The 22,827-nt window shown below is 32.8% G+C and carries 20 protein-coding genes; 2 read left to right on the forward strand and 18 right to left on the reverse strand.

Features of this window, described 5'->3' with window-relative positions:
- Positions 1-149: 149 nt before the first annotated feature.
- From HYI43_10365 to HYI43_10375, 3 genes are read right to left on the reverse strand one after another with little or no spacing between them, the layout of a single operon-like run.
- Positions 150-1,169: a sensor histidine kinase gene (locus HYI43_10365; protein UDI78940.1), complete on the reverse strand. Its 1,020-nt coding sequence runs from the start codon at positions 1,167-1,169 to the stop codon at positions 150-152.
- The gene (locus HYI43_10370; GenBank protein ID UDI78941.1) at positions 1,162-1,836 is read right to left on the reverse strand and encodes a response regulator transcription factor; all 675 of its coding nucleotides are present in this window, start codon (positions 1,834-1,836) and stop codon (positions 1,162-1,164) included. The genes HYI43_10365 and HYI43_10370 overlap by 8 nt, the downstream gene beginning before the upstream one ends.
- Positions 1,837-1,850: 14 nt before the next feature.
- On the reverse strand, positions 1,851-2,774 hold the full coding sequence (locus tag HYI43_10375) for an NAD(P)-dependent oxidoreductase (protein UDI78942.1): 924 nt from the start codon (positions 2,772-2,774) through the stop codon (positions 1,851-1,853).
- A 109-nt stretch (positions 2,775-2,883) separates the two neighbouring features.
- On the opposite strand from HYI43_10375, the gene HYI43_10380 reads away from it, so the two are divergent.
- Positions 2,884-3,390, forward strand: a complete 507-nt coding sequence (locus tag HYI43_10380; GenBank protein ID UDI78943.1) for a GNAT family N-acetyltransferase — start codon at positions 2,884-2,886, stop codon at positions 3,388-3,390.
- A 258-nt stretch (positions 3,391-3,648) separates the two neighbouring features.
- Here the strand turns inward: HYI43_10380 and HYI43_10385 are convergent, their stop codons facing one another.
- From HYI43_10385 to HYI43_10450, 14 genes are all read right to left on the reverse strand, one after another.
- Positions 3,649-4,695 (reverse strand): alpha/beta hydrolase, encoded by a 1,047-nt coding sequence (locus HYI43_10385; GenBank protein ID UDI78944.1) that lies wholly within the window; start codon positions 4,693-4,695, stop codon positions 3,649-3,651.
- Positions 4,696-4,835: 140 nt separating this feature from the next.
- Positions 4,836-5,903: a hypothetical protein gene (locus tag HYI43_10390; protein UDI78945.1), complete on the reverse strand. Its 1,068-nt coding sequence runs from the start codon at positions 5,901-5,903 to the stop codon at positions 4,836-4,838.
- Between the two features lie 337 nt (positions 5,904-6,240).
- Positions 6,241-6,741 (reverse strand): hypothetical protein, encoded by a 501-nt coding sequence (locus HYI43_10395; protein UDI78946.1) that lies wholly within the window; start codon positions 6,739-6,741, stop codon positions 6,241-6,243.
- A gap of 136 nt (positions 6,742-6,877) precedes the next feature.
- Positions 6,878-7,258, reverse strand: a complete 381-nt coding sequence (locus HYI43_10400) for a PTS-dependent dihydroxyacetone kinase phosphotransferase subunit DhaM (protein UDI78947.1) — start codon at positions 7,256-7,258, stop codon at positions 6,878-6,880.
- Positions 7,255-7,836 (reverse strand): dihydroxyacetone kinase subunit L, encoded by a 582-nt coding sequence (gene dhaL / locus HYI43_10405; protein ID UDI78948.1) that lies wholly within the window; start codon positions 7,834-7,836, stop codon positions 7,255-7,257. The genes HYI43_10400 and dhaL overlap by 4 nt, the downstream gene beginning before the upstream one ends.
- A gap of 29 nt (positions 7,837-7,865) precedes the next feature.
- Positions 7,866-8,828, reverse strand: a complete 963-nt coding sequence (dhaK, locus tag HYI43_10410; protein ID UDI78949.1) for a dihydroxyacetone kinase subunit DhaK — start codon at positions 8,826-8,828, stop codon at positions 7,866-7,868.
- Positions 8,829-9,037: 209 nt separating this feature from the next.
- Complete coding sequence (locus tag HYI43_10415) at positions 9,038-10,054, reverse strand: iron ABC transporter permease (GenBank protein UDI78950.1); 1,017 nt, start codon at positions 10,052-10,054, stop codon at positions 9,038-9,040.
- A complete protein-coding gene (locus tag HYI43_10420; protein UDI78951.1) occupies positions 10,051-11,055 on the reverse strand; it encodes an iron ABC transporter permease in 1,005 nt (334 codons plus the stop codon). The genes HYI43_10415 and HYI43_10420 overlap by 4 nt, the downstream gene beginning before the upstream one ends.
- A gap of 31 nt (positions 11,056-11,086) precedes the next feature.
- Positions 11,087-11,884 carry an ABC transporter ATP-binding protein gene (locus tag HYI43_10425; protein ID UDI78952.1) on the reverse strand — a complete coding sequence of 266 codons (798 nt, stop codon included), beginning with the start codon at positions 11,882-11,884 and terminating at the stop codon, positions 11,087-11,089.
- 237 nt (positions 11,885-12,121) lie between these two features.
- Positions 12,122-12,955 carry a YitT family protein gene (locus tag HYI43_10430; protein UDI78953.1) on the reverse strand — a complete coding sequence of 278 codons (834 nt, stop codon included), beginning with the start codon at positions 12,953-12,955 and terminating at the stop codon, positions 12,122-12,124.
- A 510-nt stretch (positions 12,956-13,465) separates the two neighbouring features.
- Positions 13,466-14,698: a NupC/NupG family nucleoside CNT transporter gene (locus tag HYI43_10435; GenBank protein UDI78954.1), complete on the reverse strand. Its 1,233-nt coding sequence runs from the start codon at positions 14,696-14,698 to the stop codon at positions 13,466-13,468.
- A 354-nt stretch (positions 14,699-15,052) separates the two neighbouring features.
- On the reverse strand, positions 15,053-17,221 hold the full coding sequence (locus HYI43_10440) for a bifunctional glycosyltransferase family 2 protein/CDP-glycerol:glycerophosphate glycerophosphotransferase (GenBank protein ID UDI78955.1): 2,169 nt from the start codon (positions 17,219-17,221) through the stop codon (positions 15,053-15,055).
- 31 nt (positions 17,222-17,252) lie between these two features.
- Positions 17,253-18,740: a glycosyltransferase gene (locus HYI43_10445; protein UDI78956.1), complete on the reverse strand. Its 1,488-nt coding sequence runs from the start codon at positions 18,738-18,740 to the stop codon at positions 17,253-17,255.
- Positions 18,741-19,089: 349 nt separating this feature from the next.
- On the reverse strand, positions 19,090-20,817 hold the full coding sequence (locus HYI43_10450; protein ID UDI78957.1) for an ABC transporter ATP-binding protein: 1,728 nt from the start codon (positions 20,815-20,817) through the stop codon (positions 19,090-19,092).
- 141 nt (positions 20,818-20,958) lie between these two features.
- Between HYI43_10450 and HYI43_10455 the strand changes: the two genes are divergently transcribed.
- Positions 20,959-22,254, forward strand: coding sequence for a D-alanyl-D-alanine carboxypeptidase (locus tag HYI43_10455; protein UDI78958.1), 1,296 nt, complete (start codon positions 20,959-20,961; stop codon positions 22,252-22,254).
- 88 nt (positions 22,255-22,342) lie between these two features.
- On the opposite strand, the gene tagD is transcribed toward HYI43_10455, so the two are convergent.
- Positions 22,343-22,741, reverse strand: coding sequence for a glycerol-3-phosphate cytidylyltransferase (tagD, locus tag HYI43_10460; protein UDI78959.1), 399 nt, complete (start codon positions 22,739-22,741; stop codon positions 22,343-22,345).
- Between the last annotated feature and the right edge of the window lie 86 nt (positions 22,742-22,827).

The raw sequence follows: 22,827 nt of genomic DNA on the forward strand, positions 1-22,827 counted from the left end.
TGCTTACTCACCTCATTACTTCATAAATCTATGATTCAACTTTAATATTGAATATTACGCTTTTGGTCTGTTTCATTATATAGGTTATTTATTATTAAAAAATGAAGTTTTGATAACAAATTGCTAATTTTAAATGACAGTGTTGTCACTTATGACAAGCGTGAAGTAACTTCATTTTGTTTTGGTAATGTTAATACAAACGTTGTACCCTCACCAACCGTTGAATCAACCTCTACCTCAATACCTAACTGTTCTTTGACACTATATACTAGATACAAACCAATACCTGAGGATGTTGTCTCATTACGATTAGCCGTTGAAGTGAAGCCTCGCTCAAATATACGTGGCAAATCTTTTTTACTAATCCCTCTTCCAAAATCTTTGATTTCTAATGCCACGTGACCATCACGTTCAAAAGAACGAATAACAATATCTTGACCCTGTGAGTATTTCAACGAATTCGACAAAATTTGTCGAATCATCATACGACACCATTTCACATCAGTATACACATTCAAATGATCATCAAAATCTAAATCATAACCAATCCCTTTTGCTTGGCTAATATGTCGCGTTAATTGAATTTCTTCTATAACAATGCGTTTAAGTGGTGTTTTTTCAAAATACATATCACGGTTTTTAGATTCTAAACGTGTTAAGTAAAGTTGTTTGTCTAATAATTCATTTATACGAGACCACTCATAAAGTTGTGCTTTTTTACGATCAACATCTTCTTCTTGATCAATTAATAGTTTCATTGCTGTAACAGGTGTTTTAATATCGTGCACAAACTCTGTTAATGACTGCTCAGATGCTTGAATGTGTAATTGTTGCTCAACTACACGTTCTTTCTGATTTGTTAATTTACGATACAAATAGTTAACCATTTCACGTTGAAAGGGGTCTTCTGCTAATTCTTTATGCTTAATTTCTTCAATTTCTTTATTATTATATAAGTGTTGATAAAGTTTTACTTCTTTTAAAAAAGTAAAAATAAGAAACATAGCCGTAAGACCTAAATTTAACATAACAATATAACTTACACTTTCGATTGAAATATCATAGTCAATATAAGCCATACCTAATAAAATCAAATGCAAGAATACAATCCAAAAAATCCAATTACTTCGTGTTTTAAGAAATAACCAAAACCATTTCAAATTACTCATGTGCCATGTAACCTTTACCTACTTTTGTTTCTATTTCCGTGTCCATATCGATGTCAGACAGTTTCTTACGTAAACGATTAACGTTAACTGTTAACGTATTATCGCTCACAAATGCTTCGTCATCCCATAACGCAGTAATTAATGTATCTCTCGTTACAATTTGATTTTGTTTTTGAATTAGCATTTCTAAAATAATCATTTCTGTTTTAGATAAATATATGACGTTGTCACCTTTTTGAATACTATCTTTTGACAAATCCACAATTGTATCTTGCCAGTTAAGTGTACGCTTTTCTTCAGCCCCAAATTCATAAACGCGACGATAAATGGCCTGTAGTTTAGCAATTAATACATTAGTATGGAATGGCTTTTGCATATAGTCATCTGCACCTAACTCCATACTCATAACCTGATCCATAGGGTTATCACGTGAAGATAGAAATAAAATAGGTACATTAGAAATTTGTCTGATTTTATGACACCAATAAAATCCGTCATATTTAGGCAATTGTACATCCATAATTACAATTTCTGGATTTGCTTCTTCGTATATTTCCATTACAGCACTGAAATCATCTATACCAGTAACAAAAAAGTCCCAATGCTCTAATTCTTTCTTTAATTCTTGGAATAATGTTTGATCATCTTCTACTAATAATACTTGCATCGCTATACCACCTATTATTTTGTATATTTCATTTTTTCCCCTGATTGAACTCTGCCATTAAAATGCTTAATACGGCAGTCAATTTCAAAACCTCGCATGATAAGCCCTTGAAGTGGCGCTTGAATAAAATAATAAATAGGCCAGAATAATCTTGGAATGTAATCATACAAATGTACGATAACTAAGCGCGTACCTTTGATTTGACGAAACTCCAATTTGCCCTCTTTCTTTGCATTAGATTTTAACATTGAACCAGCCACTAAATGTAATGTAATGAGCCCATTATCATCTTCAACCTTTTTCAACACTAAGAGTGGTTTATGTTTGCTCCGAACATAGACGCTATAAGTATCACCTTCTTGAAACGTATGCATAAATGTACCACGTGTATCATTTATCCATTTCATAAAATAATCCACTAAATAAGTTAGTGTCCATTTTCTAGGTAATATCATTTTAAGGGCAGTTCGAACATCGTCATACTTAGAAACTTGTAGTTCAGCATTAATATGTGGTCTTTTAATATGTGTATTCGTTACTTCGACAGGCACACCATAATTTTCCAATCGTTGAATGGTCTCACTATCAAACCGACTACCACTGACATAAACAATTTTAGATAACCCTTGTTTCGCAGCTGCTCTCGCAAAATTGTCTGCAGCGATTAAATTCAAATCTCTTGCTGTGGCCTGAGTTAATTTCGCTGAGTTTTTATTAGGGTCTAAATAAAAGACAGCAATATTCATATCTTGCATCGCCATCACAACATCTTCATAATTATAAATATCTCTTTTCAACCATATAATACGATCATTATTTTCTTTCTTCGTATTCGGATATTTAGACAAAGCATATAAGTTAACATCCTCTTCAATTACATTGCTGATATATTTCCCAATATAACCACTACCACCAGCTAAGAGCACATTAGGTTTCATTTTTAAGATTACCCCTTTAATTTAAAAATTTATATTTTATGTTTATTTATATTTTATTGCTATAATACCATGTAAGACACAATAGCTTATAAATTCGGGAGGAAGCCGCATGGCCCATATTATTCGTGAAATTAGTATAAAAGACGTTGAAGACTTTATTAAACTTTTAAGCAAAATTTACGACGAATCAGACTATACACTTTATAATCCTGGGGAATATACACCAAGTATTTCAAGTGTCAGTGACTATTTAGAACGCATCATTACTTCCCCAAGAAACACGGTTTACGTTGCAGAACAAGACGACCAATTAGTTGGTTACGCATTTATTCAAACTGAAGATTATGAACGCAAACGTCATGAAGCGATTATTACTATAGGTGTTAGACAGCTTTATCAAAAACATGGCATAGGCATGGCTTTAGTTAATACTGCTGAAGCTTGGTCTATCAATCACGAAATTAGACGTATCGAAGCTTCTGTTGTTCCAGAAAATGACCGCGCCATCGAATTATTTAAAAGTGCTGGTTTCAACATTGAAGGTGAATTAAAAGATAAATTATTCATCAATGGTCAATATTATAATAAATATGTCATGGCCAAATTACTTCTATAATATTATTTTGTCATCTCTTTTATTATACTCCAGTCATCATAATATTAAACTACTTACTGAGATGTTTAAGACAATACTAAGGATTTATTTTCAAAAAATATATATTTACTAAACAAATTCTTTTAAAATTAATTATTCAAGTTATTTAATACTAATATACTTGGAGGCTGAGACAACACCTGTCCCAGCCTCCTTTTTCTATATTGTTTAATTGATTCTGTTAATACGATCAAGCACAAGTACACGTCTCATTTCGTTTTAATATGGAGATAATGAAAAGCTACTATCCGAACTTATAGAACCATCAAAAGGCGATTGTTGATTTTGTTCTACACCTGATGATGAAGTATTTCTACTTAGAAACGCTAATACACGTTTTAAATTCTCTTTAGATTCTGGTTTCTCTAAATGAAATTGATACTGATGATGAAGATGATGTGAACCATTATAGAATAATGTACTTACAGGCACGTTTTCTTCTTTAAGTTTCTGATAGAACGCTTTATTTTGACTATAAAAAGGATCAGCATCTCCTACAGATAAGTAGGTAGCAGGATAGTTTTTGGTTACTTGGTTAATGGTTGACATTTGAGAAATATTTTTAAAATCCGTTTCCCAATGCGTTGTGCCGGTATAACTGTGCATGAACATTTGAATTCTTGGAAATTCAGTAGCTCTCACTGTCTTCATATCATAAAAGCCACCGAAAAATATAGCGCCTTTAAGTTGTGAAGGCGTGAATTGTTGTTCGAAATTCATTTCATGACGTAAATCACTATTCGTTTGCATCGCCACATATTGACTTGTTAATTGTGCCCCTGCTGAATCTCCACCGATGACGACTTGATCTAAATCAATTGGAAAACGTTCTTTATTATGCTTTATGAATTGCACGGCATCATCTAGTTGAACTAAAGGTGTGGGATACTTATAGTTAGGTGCTAATGCATAGTTAACGTTCACTACCACGTATCCTTGCTCAACGATTTGAGAAAGTAATGGATTTTTATATTGCTTATCACCAGCTACGTAACCTCCACCATGCATCCAGAAAATAACAGGTAATTTTGTATTTTTGTCGACATCATCCGGCATCATAACATCTAACTGACTCCCAGGAATACGCTTATTATATGTAATATTTTGGAATAACTTCACATTAGGGTTATTGATTTGTACTTTTTCACGTTGTTGTTTATGTTTTCGTTCTTCTTGTTGGTGATGATACAACCCCCACGCAACCAAAGCACTCACAATAATTATTATTACACCCGTGATAATGGCCCATTTCTTCTGAGTATTCATTCCTTGCAATCCTTTCAATTGATTATAGGAGGTATGGTTTTTCCCTTTTCAAATAATGAAAAGCAACCCGTATTACCATTACGAATTGCTTTTAAGATTAAAACATTCAAATTAAATTGTAAAGTCTAGCTATTTATTGTTTAAGCAATATGGTCTTTATTATCTTGCTTACGTAGGTAGTATTTAATAAGCACTGCTACTACAATAAACAAACCAACAACACCCATAATGTTATATAGGAAGTTGATTAAATCTGCGAAACCAACAAAGCTTAAAATAAATGCCGCAATCATCATTATAATAATGAAAATATGATATTTCTTACTATATGGTTCTGTAAAACGTGCAGCAAATGAATAGCATAATCCTAAGATCGTATTGTACATTACAGCTAACATTATAATTGTTAATATAAGACCAATCCAAGGGTGAATAGCATTTGCTAATGTCAATGTTGGAATTTCAACATGTTTGATCTTCGGATACTCTGATTGCAATGCGAAGTTGATTAGCGCTAATAATATAGTATAAATCACGCCACCAAACATCGCGCCAGCACCTGAAATTTTACGTTTAGATGCATCGCCCCCAATGGCAACAACGGTACTAAATCCAACTGCAAATGCAAGGCCACCATACATTAATCCTCTAACAATACCCCAGAACACACTTGTTTTATCTACAGTACTATTAACTTCACTAATCGGAACACTACCGGCAAATAAGTAATAAACGGCAATAAGAATTACCATAATAATTAAGAATGGTGTAACGATACCCAGTGCGCTCACAATTTTATTGAAGTCTAATAGTAATGTTAAATAGATAACAACCGTCATAATTAGGGCACCTAACCAAGTAGGAATGCCAAAGCTTTCCTGGAAGGTAGAACCTGAACCGGCTATCATTGTTACTGCTATACCAAATAAAAAGAATACAAGTATATAGTCGAAAATTTTACTAAATTTCTCTCCAAATAAGTATTGCAATGTCGATTCATGATTCGTAGCTTCAAAAGCCGTACCAATTTTAGCTACTTGGCGTCCAATAAAGCCGAGAATCAACCCCGAAATTAAAACACCAATGTATGACCACAGTCCATACGGTGTAAAGAATTGCATTACTTCTTGTCCAGTTGAGAATCCGGCACCGACTACAATGCCGACATAGGCGAAACCAATTTTTATAGCCTCTCTATTTAATCCCATGTGAAAAATTAACCTCCTTAAATTTGACACATTGTGCATTATAACGTACTAGAATTATTATGCAATAGTGCATAACGGTTGCGGCACAATAGATATCGCCTGTAAAGACTATGCTAAATATGGTTACAAAAGATTGAAGGAAATTAAAAAAATAATTAAATTTATCATTTTTTCATAAATAAGTAACTAAGAGGATATAAAAATAAGAGCGAGAGAGACATTCATCATCATCATGAATGTCTCTCTCGCTTTGTAATTTGAATAGCATGAACAATTTATTACAAATGTAATTAAGTCCAACGATTTTTATAGTTTGATTTGAAATATGGCGATGGTATTAATTCGAATTACCATATTGTTGAAGTTCATTAATATCTACGACAACGTTATCCATGCGTTTCGCCGTTTCTTTAAGTGCATTTCTCGCCACATGGTTACTTGGATCTAATTTTAAAATTTGCTTAGCAACTTTAAATGCTTCTGAGTCTGTAATAACTGGCTCTGGAATTGCATGTAATAATAACATTTGCAATAAGCTCTTTATTTCTTTACCATTTGTTAATTGAATCGACGCTTGTGCGTGATAATATGCAGAATCAAGTGCGCCTTCGACTTCACTTAAAGGATAAACAAGTAAGAGAAATGCTAAATCATGTAACTCTGCTGTTTCTTCAAATTTAATCATGTCTAGAATACAAGTATAAAACATCATGCTTTCATGTTCATGTGCACATGAAATGTAGGCTTCTTCAAAATCCAAAAAGTCTGCTTGGGCCATTATTTGTCTCACTTGTTCAAATTCGCCACTTAATACGTATTCCTTGATGCTTTCATGCATGACAATGCCCACCTACTCTCCAGCTATTTTACAATAATACTATTTTATCACAATCATTTTCGATTTTCATTTTTTAAATAACACTATTATAAAATTTATTTCAACTATCTCTAAGTCATTGGTAATGTATTAATTTTTAATCAAATGCTGCGGAGTTATATGAACTTTTTTCAACTTCTTTTACTGCGTCTTCTATCGATCCTCCAACGGATAATTTAACAGCCGCCGTAAAACTACCTTCTACAATCGGTGCATTGAGTTTTGTCACATTGTAAGGACCGTCATACATATCTAAAGCTAAGTCAATGTTCATTTCAGAAGACCCTAGATCATAAAAACATAATGCGTCTTCTTCTAGATTATTAATAATTTTTTGAATTTCATCAAATGATGTACCAATGTCGCCATTAACGCCACCATACGCTATCACATTCACATTATTAGCCATTTGACTGAGTAGCGCTTTAGTTCCATCTGCAATTTCTTTACTATGACTAATCACTACAATGGATGTCATTTATATTCATCTCCAATCAGTGCATTAAGGATATATACCATACTTTGCGCGCCAGGATCTATATAGCCGATTGAGTCTTCTTTAAAGTATGCTGCACGTCCTTTGGTTGCTTCGATATCTTTTGTCTCGTCTGCAAATTGTTGTAACGTATCATAGGAAACACTGTCACCATTTTCAAGTGCTTCTCTTACTCTATCTACAACATCAAACATTGTCTTTTCATCACGTTGGACTTTACCTCGTTGTGCAATTGCATTCGCAAAGGTCTCTACCATCACTTTTACGTTTTCTCGATCAATTTCATCATTAACTACAGTTGCCATTTTCACAAAACTAAAACCATATAAAGGACCAGAGGCCCCTCCAATATTTGACATTAATGCCATACCTGTCGATTTAAATAATGATTGCATGTCACTGTCGTCAATTTTATCTGGTAAACTTTTAAATCCACGCAACATGTTCACACCGTGATCTCCATCACCAATAGCTCTGTCTAAATCAGTTAATAACGTTTCTTTTTCTGAAAATGTAGTTTCAAGATTTAATAAGCGTTCTTTCATTTCCTTAACATTCATGAAAATCACCTCAAACTTATATATTTATTTTAAAAATAACGAGATGTAGTAGGCGCTTCTAATGCTTCGCTTAATTCCTGACCATATGGTAGAAGCGTAATTGAAAATCCTTGCATATCTAATGATGTCATAAAATCGCCAACAAACCATTGTTTCACTTGTCGTTGTTGCTCAGATAAAAATAGCGAACAATATTTAGTAACGATGTTTAATTCGGATAACGGCGTTCCTCCCATGCCATTTATCATAACAATGACTTCATCGTCATTAACTTCTTTAAGCAATCGAGTTAATAACCGTTCGACTACATTATCCACAGTCTCATAAGGAATACGTTCAATACCTTTTTCACCATGGATACCTATTCCAATTTCAATGTCATCATCGCTGATATCAAAGCCATATTGACCGGTAGTCGGAACCAATGGTGGCGTTAAGGCCATACCAATACTCTTAATTTGAGGTATTAATGTTTCAACTTTTTCTTTGATATCTTGTAGAGAATGACCTTGTTCCGCTAAATAACCAGCATATTTATGAACTAAAACGGTGCCTGCAACACCACGGCGTTGTGTTTCATCGGTCACAGAAATATCATCTTTAATAATAACCATCTCAACCATAATATCTTCCATTTCAGCCATTTCCTGTGCCATTTCGAAGTTCATTACATCACCGGCATAATTTTTAACAACGAGTAACACGCCATCTCCAGTGTTAACTGCTTTAATCGCTTCTAGTATCTTGTCTGGTGTTGGAGATGTAAATACTTCACCACATACAGCAGCATCTAACATACCTTCTGCAACATACCCAGCATGTGCTGGCTCATGACCGCTTCCACCACCTGAAACAATCGCGACGCCATGTGTTTTTTGATTACTACGTACTACAACTGTATCTGCAACAATTTCAATATTATTTTGTGCTATTTTAAGTCCATCCAACATATCTCGAAGAAAATGCTCTTTTTGCTTAATTAACTTTTTCATGAAATTGTCCCTCCTTTATCTATCATGTACATTATAAATTATGGCGTATGTATGCGCTAACATTTTATGTTCATTATTGCCATATGTCATTACTTATTCATAAAAATCTCAAAATGTCTCGTAGTAGTTTGAAATTTTATTTTCCAAAATGAAAAAAGAGCAAGATAGAAATTCATAAAAAAGAAATTCTATCTCACTCTCGTATCACTTTAAATACTCTTAGATTTGTACATTAAATAAATGAAGTAAGGTGCTCCAATGATGGCAACGACAATACCAGCTGGTACGCCTGTTGGCTCAAGTATGATTTTACCAAGTGTATCTGCAAATACTAATAAGAAAGATCCTACCAGTATAGAAATTGGTAAAAAGAGTTGATGTCTTGGTCCCACGATTGATTTCGCAATATGAGGACCCATTAAGCCGATAAAGGCGATTGAACCAGCTACGGCTACGGCGATGGAAGAAAGGATTACCGCAACGAAAAATAAAATAATGCGTTCACGTTCTAATCTAACGCCAAGCCCTTTCGCGATATGTTCATGTGTATTGATTAGGTTTAACACATTCGATTTGTATATTAAGAAAGGTACAATAACGATAATCCATGGCAGGGTCGCAATGACAAATGTCCAATCATCACCCCATATATTTCCAGCAAACCAATTTGCGATAAATTCCGATTGGTCATCATCAAATTTAGACATTAACGTAATCGAACCACCGTATAATGCTGTTTGCACACCGACACCAATTAACACCATACTTGCTGGTGTAATGCCATCGCGTTTGTTCATACTAAATCCGAAAATAATAATCGCTGTGGCAATGCCCCCAATCACACTAATGATTGGTAAAACATAAACAAAATTATCTGGATCAATTTGACCTATTGAGATAAATAATGCAATCGCAAAGCCACCACCAGCATTAATGCCTAAAATACCTGGCTCTGCAATTGGGTTTTTAGTGACACTTTGAATAATAGCGCCACTTAGACTCAACGCTGCACCTGCTAAAATAGTAATAAGCATGCGAGGAAATCTAAATTGTACTAAGATTAATTGGTCGTAATACTCACCTTGACCAACTAACGTTTTAAAGAAGCGTCCAACCGGAATTTTATATTCTCCTGAAGACACACTCCACGTACATGCAGCCAATAATAGTATCGCAAAGGTAATCAATGTGATGATTTGTTTGCGTCTTAATTTAGGGTGTATCATATTGTGCGCCCTCCTCTTTTAACTAAATATAAAAAGTAAGGTACGCCAATAAATGAAATAATAGCGCCAACAGGTGCTTCGCCTAACATACGTGCAATCGTATCAGCTACGATCATTAACAAACCACCAGATAAAGCTGTCAGCGGTAATACTTTGGCATAATCTGTACCTACTAAAAATCTCACAATATGTGGCACCATGAGTCCGACAAACGCGATTTGTCCAACCATTGATACAGCTACACCAGCTAAAATCATGGTTAAAAGTAAACTAATCCCACGAATCAATGTAATATTCTGACCCAATCCTTTCGCCAGTGTTTCGCCCAAGTTTAATATCGTTAATTGCTTACTCATAGCAATAATGATAATAATGGCGATAATAATGACAGGCCCACTCCACATAAGTTGAGTCCAAGTTGTTCCAGAAACACCACCAGCGCTCCAAAAAGTAAGCGATTGGTTTAATTTAAATGTTAACGCAATACCTTGACTTAATGCTGTTAACAAGGCACTTACTGCAGCACCTGCTAAAATAATTCTCATTGGGTTGAAGCCGTCACGTCTTGATCGTCCAATTGTTAGAACAATGAAACCACCTAACATTGCACCTAAAAAACCGGCAAGCATTAACATTAAGAATGGCGCAGCTGGAAAGAATCCAAATGTTAATGCTAAAGCAAATGAAGCACCAGAGTTTAATCCAATTAAACTTGGATCAGCAAGCCCATTTTTAGTTACACCTTGAATCACTGCACCAGCGACCGACAAAGCCATACCTACCAATATAGCTCCTAAGTCTCGTGGTATACGAATCTCACTAATAATATTATGCTGTTGATTTTTTGGATTGTAATGAAAAATAGCATCCATAATAGTAGAAAAATTAATTTTTGCTTCACCTATTAAAATAGATACTAACAGGGCACCTATTAGCAACACGAAGACTAAAATAAGATAGCCTATAAATCCGATATTAAATCTTTTCTCATTCCCCATCATCTTAAAATTCCTTTTCTCATTTTGTCTTTCATTATGAATAATTACGTTGGAATAAATCGTAAGTTACTAATAGTGGCTTACCTGTTCTTGGATCTGTACTAAGTACGACATCAATATTGAATACTTTTTCTAAGATTTCTTTCGTTAGAACATCTTCTGTAGCACCACACGCAACAATTTCTCCCTTTTTCATTGCAATAAGATGGTCAGAAAAACGAATTGCCTGGTTAATATCGTGTAACACCATAATGATTGTACAACCTTGCTCTTTATTTAATTGTTGCACTAATTCTAATATTTCTAATTGGTGAGAAATATCTAAATATGTTGTAGGTTCATCTAGGAAAATAATATCTGTTTTTTGAGCAAGTGCCATAGCAATCCAAACACGTTGACGTTGTCCACCACTCAAATCATTGATTGAACGGTGTCTAAATTCAGAAGTTCCAGTAACACTTAGCGCCCAATCAATTTCTTTTTTATCTTCAGCAGATAAGCGTCCGAAACCTTTTTGATGTGGAAAGCGACCGTAAGACACTAGTTCACCCACTGTAAGACCATCTGCCACTTCCGGTGTTTGTGGTAGTATAGCAATTTTTTTAGCAATTTCTTTTGTAGATTGAGTATGAATGTTCTCCCCATCTAACTGAATCTCGCCATTTTTAATACTTAACAAGCGAGATAATGCTTTTAATAACGTAGATTTGCCACAACCATTAGGGCCAATGATTGAAGTCACTTTGCCATCTGGAATTTCGACATCTAAATTATTGATTATTGTATGATCCCCATATCCAATTTCAACTTCTTGAGCTTTTAAACGATTCATGTTTTCCCTACTTTCATGAAAATAAATCAGTATAACTGTAATGTTTTATATTAATCACGAATTTTTATATATAATTGATAATAATTATCATAGTCAATAGTCGTATTATAACACTTATGTAAATAGCTGACTATTTTAAAATAAAAAAGAGATTAGCAATTATGTATATAGATGATAGCTTTGATTACCATCACAATATTACATAATAACTAATCTCACTTCATTATCACGAAATAATTATTCATCTAATAAAAAGCCATTACCATAGACATCACGAACATCATGCACAACTAAAAAGGCTTGATTATCAATTTTACGAATAACTCGCTTCGCACGAGAAACTTGTGTTTTAGCGACTACAACGTATAGCACATCTTTTTTCTCGCGACTATAATAGCCATGACCATCCAAAACTGTAAGACCTCGACCGACTTGTTCATCAATCGCTTTAGCTACTTCGTCTGGTTTATTAGAAATGATTGTCATCGCTTTTTTAGTGTTCAATCCTTCAATCACATATTCCATTACTTTTGTACCAATATAGAGTGAGATTACAGTCACTAAAGCTTTTTGTATTGGTAATACGGTTAATGAAATAAGTACAACAATCAAATCGAAGAATAGTAAGGCATATGCCGTACTGACTTCTAAATACTTATTAGCAAGTCGAGCTAAAATCGTTGTGCCCGCAGTTGTACCACCTGCCAACACAATCACACCTATACCTAGTCCTACAGATGCGCCACCGAATATCGCATTGATCATTACATTTCCAGTTTCTACATGCCAAGACGCCGTTAAACTTAAAAACACTGAAATAAGGACTGTAGCAACGATTGTTAGAATTGAACTTTTCTTACTTAAAAATTTAAAACCAACAATGATCAAAACTGCATTTGCTACAAAGTTTGTAATCGCTGGTGAAATATGAAATGCATAGAATAATACGATAGCGATTCCAGTTACCCCACCTTCCCCTAGATTGCCTGAAATAATAAATGTATTTACTCCAGCTGAAAAGATGAAAGAGCCTAGTATAACTAAAAGTAAGTCTTTAATGTTCTTATTCACATATACCAACCCCTTTTTAGTAGTATCATAAAAAATAGTAGCACATTATCTTGTAAAGCGACAATGTACATTAAAATTTTTAAGAATTGATAAAATATAAATACGTAGCGCAATATCATTTTATTTCTATGTTGAGTTACTATTAGTTAGCACTAATCCCTTTATAATAGACACATTTGTTTCAGAAATAAGAACAAATTAAAATTTTCTGAATTTTTTGTTTACTTAAAGGCGTCACTTTGATATAATGTGTATAACTTCTTAATAAGAGAAGTTATCTCCTTTGTGTTGTTTATAGTAACAAAACAAATTTTGCTCGAAGTACTGTGACAGTACCTAGTCCTTACCGTTACAAGTACATTAATATTCATTTCCCATAAAAACCAAGTATATAGAGTGTCTCCTCACTCTTCATACTTGGTTTTTATCATTTATCTATTTAAATTAAAAGCTATCATTGAAGCATTTCTTGCTTTAATGATAGCCTTTTGAACACTTATTAAACTAATATTACCAAGCAAACAAACCTACAAATGCTGCTGTGAGTAATGATACTAAGATACCTGCAAGAAGCATCATTGGTACGTATTTAGAAACAAAGTCTGATGTTTTTTTATCTACTATACCTTTAAGTGTACCTACAATCATTCCAATTGTAGAGAAATTAGCAAATGATACTAAGAAAGTTGATATAACCGCTCTTCTATGTGGACTATATGAATTAACAGCTTTTGTAATTTCACCCATTACTACGAATTCATTTGTGACAATTTTCTTAGCCATTTGTTGAGCGACAATCCATGCTTCTCCCCATGGCAGACCAAGTAATAATGCAAATGGATACATGAAGACACCTAAGATTTGATTTAAACCGAAACTGCCTTTCATTCCTATCCAACCACCGACAAGACCTGTAATTAAATTAATAAAGCGGTCGATTAAATCAGCCAATGCTACAAAACTGATAACAAATGCAATGATAATAAGTACTAATTTACCTGCATTTAATACTGAATCTCCTAAGAACGAGAAGAACGGCTGACGTTCAGCTGTTTCACCATTATTAATTGTGTAGATTATGTCTTCCTGTTCTTCAACACTTACTGGATTTAAGATAGACGATACAATAATCGCATTAATAATGTTTAGCGGTATAGCAGTTAATACTAGATCACCAGGAATCATTTGAACATAAGCACCAACAATGGCACCTGAGATTGAACTCATAGACATCATTGCAACTGTTAAAACACGCATTTCATTCATACGCTTTAATTGTTCATTTGAAACCGCTAAAGCTTCCGTATTACCTAAGAACATCATTTCAACCCCGAAAAATGACTCAAACTTAGGCTGACGTGTAATCTTAGCAAGTACCCAACCGATACCGCCAATGATTTTAGGTAAAATATTAAAATACATTAAAATGTCAAACAATGGTACAACAAGTAAAATTGGGAATAGAGCACTCACTGCCATATCCATTTGTTTACCACTTGTAAAACTATTAAATGCAAATCCTGTTCCTGTATGTGCTGATTGGATAACCCAAGCGATTGCAGAAGCTAACCCTTCAACAATTGATCTTCCAATTTGGAAATAAACGAAGAACCATGCTAAAAAGACATTTAAGACGACAAGAATTAAAATAGATTTCCATTGGATATTTTTGCGATCTCTTGAAAATAAAACTGCAATTCCCAAAAATACAAGTAACCCAATGATGTTTATCACTAAAAACATGACACACCTACCTGATTTAATATTTTAAACTCACTATGTATAGAAACATTTCAACAGAACCGTACTTTATCCCAATATTGTTCTTTAAAGTTCCGTTAATAATACAATAATAATTATACCATGTGAAAATGTTCGCGAAAATAACATTTTACTTTATTAATGAAGAATTCACATGTATATATCAATGGTCTCCTCATATATATTAAACAACGATGTCCACTCCAATTAACTACACAAAACTCGTCTATAACTTCTTCTCTTTTTTATCGATTAAAAAAGCCCCTCACGGAAGACAACACGATTGATCGAACGTCTGTGAAGGGCAATATTGCTAAAAACCAATATAAGCTTTAATTATTTATTTTTCTCAATATCATTATAGATATAATCACCTATAAATTTAGATGATTCACCTTTTTCAATTGAACAAAAATCATTATAAAATTTATCAATTTTGTCTTTATATTTAACTTTGTGTTGATCTATATTTTTCAATTCTTCTGCTAATTTAAACTCGTCAGTGATAATTTCACCCGGAAGATCATTCATATAATCCATATAGAAACCACGAAGTCCTTTATCGTACTTCTCAATATCATAAGCAAAGAAGAATTGTGGACGTTTTAAAATTCCAAAATCAAACATTACTGATGAGTAATCTGTAATTAATGCATCAGAAATTAAGTAAAGTTCTGAAATGTCATTATAATTAGATACGTCAATCGCAAAATCATCAAAGCCTTTTAAATCTAAGGCATTGGCAATTAGATAGTGCATTCTAAGTAAGATGACATAGTCGTCTCCAATTTCTTTTTGAAGATTTGCGAGATTGATTCTTAAATCAAATAAATATTGGCCTTTTTTGACAAATTCATCATCTCTCCAAGTAGGTGCGTACATAATGACTTTTTTACCTTCAGGTAAATTTAAATCACGTCTTATTTCTTCAATATATTCAGTATCGTTTTGACGGTTAACTAAAATATCATTTCGTGGATAACCGATTTCCCAAATACGGTCTTCATCCATCCAAAAAGCAGATTTAAAAATATTAGATGAATATCTATTTGGTGATACTAAGTGATCCCAACGTGATGCTTCTGCATAGAAATTCTTTTTATAATTTGCAGTTGTCGTGCCAGGCATTCTTACTACTTTCATATCATTAGCTAAACGTTTAAGTGGTGTACCATGCCATGTTTGAATATACATTTGATTTTCTTTTTTATTTAAATATAATGGCAAACGTGCATTTGAAACCCAATATTTTGCTTTTGCATAAGCTTCATAATAAGCCCTAGAGCCTTTTTTGACTTTAGTTGCGTTTCCTGGAACCGTATTGTTGTTAGGTTTTGAAAATACCCAAATATAATTCAAATGAGGATAGTGTTCTTGCATATATTCATAGATATATTTAGGACTATCGCTATAATTTTTACCGCCGAATGCTTCGAAAACAATCGTATTCGGATCAACGTCATCTTCTTTATCTGTTAATTGATATCTTGAACGCTCTTTCATTTTGCTATTTTTCACGATATTTTTAACTAAACGTGTTTTCTTACGTAAACTGTTAACATATTTAGCATTTTCAACATCATTCATAGCTAGGAATAACACTTCAAGATTATATAATACCTTACCATCTTTAATAATATTCCACTTAAGTGCTTTAACTATTTTCACAAGTGAATCTTCAAGTGTTAAATAACGTGATTTAATATCTCTTATTGATGGATCGAATCCTTTTTTGATTTCTTCTTTCATTCTTTTAATCAAGAAATTTTTAACTTGTTTGTCATTTGTTCGTTCCATTGCATCAAAGAAGCTGTTAACGTGATCTTCAAATTTATTCGTAAAATCTTGACCTGTTAATGTATTTCCATAAAATGGGTCATAAACCTCGCCACGATAGTAGAATGGGAAATTCATAATTCTTACAAATCGTTCAGCATATTTTAAATATTCAAGTGCGAATGACGTATCTGCATAAATATTTAAATCCTCATTAAATTTAATATGATGTGCTTTAATAATCACATTTTTAAATAAAATATTACATACTGATTCTTTTCTTAAAATTGCATTAGGTCTAGTTCGATGAGATTGATACTGTAAACGCACTTTATCTTTATCTACATATTGTGGATGATCACTGGTAAATTTATGAATTGGTGCAATTAATGTGTCGAAACCTCCTATGTGACGAAGATAAAAATCTATAGCATAAGAAGCAAGTTGATCATCAGCATCTAGAAACATCACATATTCTCCTTGTGCTTGCTCTAAAGCCACGTTTCTAGCATGTGCATGCCCTGTGTTTTCTTCTAATTGAATGAAATGCACTTCTTTATCATATGATTTCAATGCTTCTTTTAAAATTTCAGTTGATCGATCTGTTGAGCCGTCATCAACAATAATAATGTCAAAGTCTTGATTTCTTTGACTTTTTAAACTATTGATGCATTCATCAATATATTCTTCACTATTAAAATATGTAATGATAATTGATAATTTATTCAATATATTTCTCTCCATTTTTCCTATTTATACTTTATTGGGTTACATCATTGATGAGTGATTGATAATTTTTTAGTGCTTCATTCACACCAAATTTTTCACTTAATTTTACATCTTTAAACCCTATATTTCTAGCCATTTCCATTGCATTAGCAAAACCTTCTATATCATCTTGATTCACAAGTATACCATTTTCACCTTCACGAATCAGTTCACTCGGTCCATATCGAACATTATATGAAACGACTGGACATCCTTTATCAATGCTCTCCATTACACTTAATGCAAAGCCTTCATATCTACTTGTAAGTAATGATGCAATGACTGTTGGAAAGACTTTTTCAGGTTGATTCGTATGTCCTTTAAATACCACTTTTTCTTCAAGGTTTAATGTTGTTACTAAGTGTTTTAATTCTTCTAAAGTGCCATCTTTATCTTTCCCATAGATTAACAGTTGTGATGTATAACCTTTTTTTAAATAGAGATCAAAGGCACGTATAATATGATCAATTTGTTTTTCTTCTGTAATTCTACCTATAAAACAGAATTGATCTTTTACTTCCTCTCGCGATTGAGGTTTAGATATTTCTAGAAAATGTGGAATAACATCTATTTTATCTTCGCTAATTGGAAACTGTGCTAGGATATCTTCTTTTTGATAATGCGTCAGTACAATGTATTTATTAATTTTTTCATGATTATCAAGTGCAAGTTTATAAGAACTTCTCACTTTGTTGTTTTGCAAATGATTACTGTGAAAAACCAAAATACGTTTAATATTATTCTCACATTCTATAAGCGGTCTATCAAGTAATCGTGCATCATTAAACACAACACTCCCATCTTTTAAAACATGATTATAATAGTATCTAAATAGTGCTTTTTCTTTTTTAAAGATAATGGGGTTATTTGCGTCTTTATAATATTGTATTTCGTTTAATTTATTATCTTCATTGTTATCATAGGTTATTTTCAAATACATATAACCATCAATATCATAATATTCTTCACTGATTTTGAATGTTGATACATTATCAAAGTGATTCACTTTGTGTAACCTACCATTTAATGTGTACTCTTTACGCTGTTTTACCGTATTGGTATGCGGATCTATACTATCTTCATATTTCATAATTTTTCTATCTTTATAAAATTTTCGAAACATAACATAGTCTTTACCGTCAAAATATTTTACATCGTCACCATCTTTTTTCGCTTTCAGCCCAGAAACTTTAACTTTAGTCTTAATTGGCAAATTACCAAATAACTTTGGTTCAACCGGTTCTTCCAATAATCTATGATTTGCTAACCAATCGTAAATATTCTCTAACATTGTACTATTTGTAATAAGACCCTTTTCTCTAAAAATTCTATAAATATTTTTATAATTAGCATTATAATTCGTCGTTAAAATTGTAGACTGTTGTTGTAAATTTTCTTCTAAAAATTTAATTCTATTGAGTAGTGCTTTTGTTCTTCCACCATGTGTTGGAGGCAACGTTGACGTTATTGTATATAGCAAAGTTTTTCCCTCCGTTTTATTTTTATCTTATGGGGTCTTTCAATTTCCAAAACATGCATACACTTCGAACTTAGACATGATTATTTCATATTAATGGTGCGAACTCAAAGCATAACCATTTACATTAATTGTTAAAATATAACGATAAACGATTGTTATTGCAATTGCGTTGTAGTGAGTCTATCAAATATTGAAATATATTATTTATTACCCCATTACACATTAAATAATGACTACTTTCTATTACCATAGGTCTTTTAAGTATGAAAAAACCTTCAAAGTTCCACTATTTCAGCGTTTACTTTGAAGGTTTTTTAAGATGTCAGCTCAACCTCTAAGTTTATTTATATTATTCTGTTAAATTTTGTGTTTTAACAAATTGATGATATTTATCATGATTAGCCATTAATTCAGCGTGTGTACCTTCGCCTGTCACTTGCCCTTGATCTAAGAAGATAATTTGTCCGGCTTTTTTAATCGTTGATAGTCGATGTGCAATTACGATGGTAGTTCGACCTTCCATTAGCACTTCTAAAGCTTCTTGTATCTTTTGTTCACTTTCACTATCTAAATTAGCTGTCGCTTCATCTAATAATAAAATATCAGGATTTTTAACAAAGCTACGTGCTATATCAAGACGTTGACGTTGACCACCAGACAATTTCAAGCCACGTTCACCTACAAGTGTGTCGTAACCATCATCAAATTGCATAATAAAGTCATGACAATTGGCAAGTTTGGCATATTTAATCAGTTCTTCATCTGACACTTCACGATTGATGCCATATAGAATATTATCTCGAATCGTACCATTCATCATTGAGTTGGATTGCATCACATAACCAATTTTGTTTCTCCAATTGGTTATTGGGATATCATAAATACTTTGCGGACCATATTTGATATCTCCCGCTTCGATTTCATACATACGCTCAATTAAGTTGAAAATGGTACTTTTACCTGATCCAGATGGTCCAACAAAAGCACTCACTTCACCTTGTGGAATACGGAAAGATACATCTTTAAGTATAGATTTTACATCATATTTAAAGTTTACATTTTCAAATATAAGTTCTCCATCTGTAACTTTAACATTATCAATTGGTTGTAAATCTTCCATAGGTTCAACTGGTTCTTGCATAATTTCATAGATTCTACTACTTGCACCAACTGCTTTTTTATAGTCCGTCACAAGTGTTGATAAATTCATTAATGGCATTGAAAGTTGCATGACATAAAAAATCATCGCAATCAATGCACCAGCTGTAATTGCGCCAGTAGCAATTCTAATAGCTCCGAATCCTAAAATCACAGCAATCATCAATAACATAATAACGCTTGAAATAGGTTGAATAACTGCCGTAATTTTGGCCTGTCTTAGTCCTAAATTATAAATTTCACGTAAATTACTATGCGCATTATTTAATTCCTGTCGCTCAGTATTAGATACTTTTACGAGACGCATTTCTGTCAACACACGACCTAATAACCCACTAAAGTTGGCGATTTCAGACTGTGTATTGATCGAAATCTTTTGCATTTTTCGTCCTAATGGAATCATAATTGCCATAAAAATTGGAATCGCGATAAAAGTGAGCAACGTCATCTGCCAATCCATAATGAATAACATTACAATAGAACCAACTAATGTAATAACCGCTGGCAAGAGTTGTGGTAACTTTTGGGATATAAACTCATTAATTACTTTGGTATCATCCGTTAAACGACTCATTAATTGACCACTTTCATTTTTATCGAAAAATGGCATTTTCAATTTAATAATATGTTCCCATAGTATAGAACGGATATCATAAATCATTTTTTCGCCGATTTTGCTGAGTAAGTATATGCCTATACCACTTAGTAAAGCATTAGCAATAAATATACCCGCAAATAGAATGACAATATTCCAATTAATATTACTGGTAGAGAATTTATCTACCAATCGGCCGGTAAACAATGGAATTAATAATCCACTAATACTTCCTAGTGACGAAATAATGATAGCTGCAACTATTAATCCATATGGCCAAGTTAAACGCTTAAATAAGAAAAATAATGGATTTTGTCCTTTCATAAACTAGCCCTCTTTTTTATATTCATTTAAAATACACAATAATTCAAATTCCCATATAAAAACTTTTCTTAAAAATATTTATATCAATATTTCTCTGTGTTAAAATACCTTAGTTATCATTTAGAAAAAGGAAAGAAACGTATGAAACGCATTATTACACTAACATTAATGACACTATTAATCGCTACAATTATAACACCTATAACACAAGCTGCAGATAATGAACCTACACCTACAGAAATTGCTCGTGAGTCTGGTTATTCTGACGTATCAGATGCCTACCAACCAGAAGGAAGCATTAATGTGACACAATCAGGTCAAATACTGTATGATTATCAATCACATAAAAAGTGGTACCCCGCTTCCATGACTAAACTAATGACGATGTATCTTACACTTGAAGCAGTCAAAAACGGAAAAATTAGTCTAAATGACAAAATACATATTACGCACTCACATTACCGAATGTCAACTTTACCAGAATTAAGTAACACCAAATTATATCCTGGTGAAACATACACCATAAAAGAGTTACTTCAAATTACTGTTTCTAACTCTAGTAATGCAGCTGCATTAATTTTAGCTGACAAAGTATCTGGTAATGTCAACGACTTTACTGATCTCATGAATAAGAAAGCCAAAGCATTAGGAATGAAAGATACATATTTCGTAAATCCAACTGGTGCTGAAAATGCACAACTCAAAGATTTTGCACCATCAAAATATAAAGACAAAGATAATAATGTATCATCAGCTAGAGATTTTGCTATACTTGATCAGCATGTCATCAAAGAAACCCCTAAGATCTTATATTTCACAAAACAATTGGCACCTACACAGCACGGTGTTACTTATTACACGTTCAATCACTCATTAGAAGGGGCTAAAATGAGTTTACAAGGAACTGACGGATTAAAAACTGGATCAAGCGATATTGCCGATTATAATCATACGATTACCACTAAGCGTGGTGAATTACGTATTAACCAAGTGATTATGGGTGCAGGAGACTATAAAAACTTGGGTGGTGAAATGCAACGTAACATGATGGGAAATGCTATGATGAACCGATCATTTAATCAATATGAATATAAAAAAGTGTTATCATCAGGCATTCATAAAATAAATGGTAAAAAATACTACGTTACTAAAAATTTATATGATGTTATGCCCAAAAATATAGCTAGAAAAGACTATCAATTTGTTATTAAACATGGCAACGTTCACGTGCAATATAATCGTCATTTCTTAATTAAAAATGATGGACCACCTAGTGTCAAAGTAACACGTCCAGTAGTTCATCAAGCTGATACTTTAGCAAAAAGCACTTGGAAAGAACATCCTATTATGACTTTCATATCACTAGCACTATGCTCTATTTGCTTAATCCTTATCATCTATTACATTATTCATAAATTATTTAAGCGTAAATCATAATATTAAAGGCACGTCACAATTTGCTTAGCTTCACTAGCAATCATGACGTGCCTTTTAGTATCATGCTATTTAAAATTTTAAAACAATTTTATTTAGCGTCTTTACCGTAAAGTTCTTGTTTAATTTTAGTTGTTGAAATGCCTTCAGTACGTTTCAAGTAAACAACTTCACATTTGTCTTTTAAGAAATCAAATTCGCCTTCCCAGTCGTGTCCCATTACGAAGACATCTACGTCATAACGGTCTACGTCGATTTCTTTTTGACCCCAGCCATTTTCAGGAATTACCAAATCTACATAACGAATTGATTCTAACATCATTTTACGTTGTTCAAAATCATAGTATGATTTTTTATTCTTAATTTGATTGAATTCATCAGTTGATAACGCAACAATTAAGTAATCGCCCATTTCACGAGCTCTTCTTAATAATTCTATATGGCCATAATGTAGTAAATCATACGTACCATAAGTAATTACTCTTCTCATTTTGTGTTGTCTCCTTAACTTAATTTTTATCAAAACTTTATAATCTTAATGTAGCATAAATAAAATTCACATACCATCATTTGTGT

Source organism: Staphylococcus taiwanensis (assembly GCA_020544305.1).
Lineage (GTDB): Bacteria > Bacillota > Bacilli > Staphylococcales > Staphylococcaceae > Staphylococcus > Staphylococcus taiwanensis.

Coding starts and splice junctions, on each gene's coding strand:
- HYI43_10365 (UDI78940.1), bottom strand. CDS start 1,169: ATGAGTAATTTGAAATGGTTTTGGTTATTTCTTAAAACACGAAGTAAT.
- HYI43_10370 (UDI78941.1), bottom strand. CDS start 1,836: ATGCAAGTATTATTAGTAGAAGATGATCAAACATTATTCCAAGAATTA.
- HYI43_10375 (UDI78942.1), bottom strand. CDS start 2,774: ATGAAACCTAATGTGCTCTTAGCTGGTGGTAGTGGTTATATTGGGAAA.
- HYI43_10380 (UDI78943.1), top strand. CDS start 2,884: ATGGCCCATATTATTCGTGAAATTAGTATAAAAGACGTTGAAGACTTT.
- HYI43_10385 (UDI78944.1), bottom strand. CDS start 4,695: ATGAATACTCAGAAGAAATGGGCCATTATCACGGGTGTAATAATAATT.
- HYI43_10390 (UDI78945.1), bottom strand. CDS start 5,903: ATGGGATTAAATAGAGAGGCTATAAAAATTGGTTTCGCCTATGTCGGC.
- HYI43_10395 (UDI78946.1), bottom strand. CDS start 6,741: ATGCATGAAAGCATCAAGGAATACGTATTAAGTGGCGAATTTGAACAA.
- HYI43_10400 (UDI78947.1), bottom strand. CDS start 7,258: ATGACATCCATTGTAGTGATTAGTCATAGTAAAGAAATTGCAGATGGA.
- dhaL (UDI78948.1), bottom strand. CDS start 7,836: ATGAATGTTAAGGAAATGAAAGAACGCTTATTAAATCTTGAAACTACA.
- dhaK (UDI78949.1), bottom strand. CDS start 8,828: ATGAAAAAGTTAATTAAGCAAAAAGAGCATTTTCTTCGAGATATGTTG.
- HYI43_10415 (UDI78950.1), bottom strand. CDS start 10,054: ATGATACACCCTAAATTAAGACGCAAACAAATCATCACATTGATTACC.
- HYI43_10420 (UDI78951.1), bottom strand. CDS start 11,055: ATGATGGGGAATGAGAAAAGATTTAATATCGGATTTATAGGCTATCTT.
- HYI43_10425 (UDI78952.1), bottom strand. CDS start 11,884: ATGAATCGTTTAAAAGCTCAAGAAGTTGAAATTGGATATGGGGATCAT.
- HYI43_10435 (UDI78954.1), bottom strand. CDS start 14,698: ATGTTTTTAGTGATAAACATCATTGGGTTACTTGTATTTTTGGGAATT.
- HYI43_10450 (UDI78957.1), bottom strand. CDS start 20,817: ATGAAAGGACAAAATCCATTATTTTTCTTATTTAAGCGTTTAACTTGG.
- HYI43_10455 (UDI78958.1), top strand. CDS start 20,959: ATGAAACGCATTATTACACTAACATTAATGACACTATTAATCGCTACA.
- tagD (UDI78959.1), bottom strand. CDS start 22,741: ATGAGAAGAGTAATTACTTATGGTACGTATGATTTACTACATTATGGC.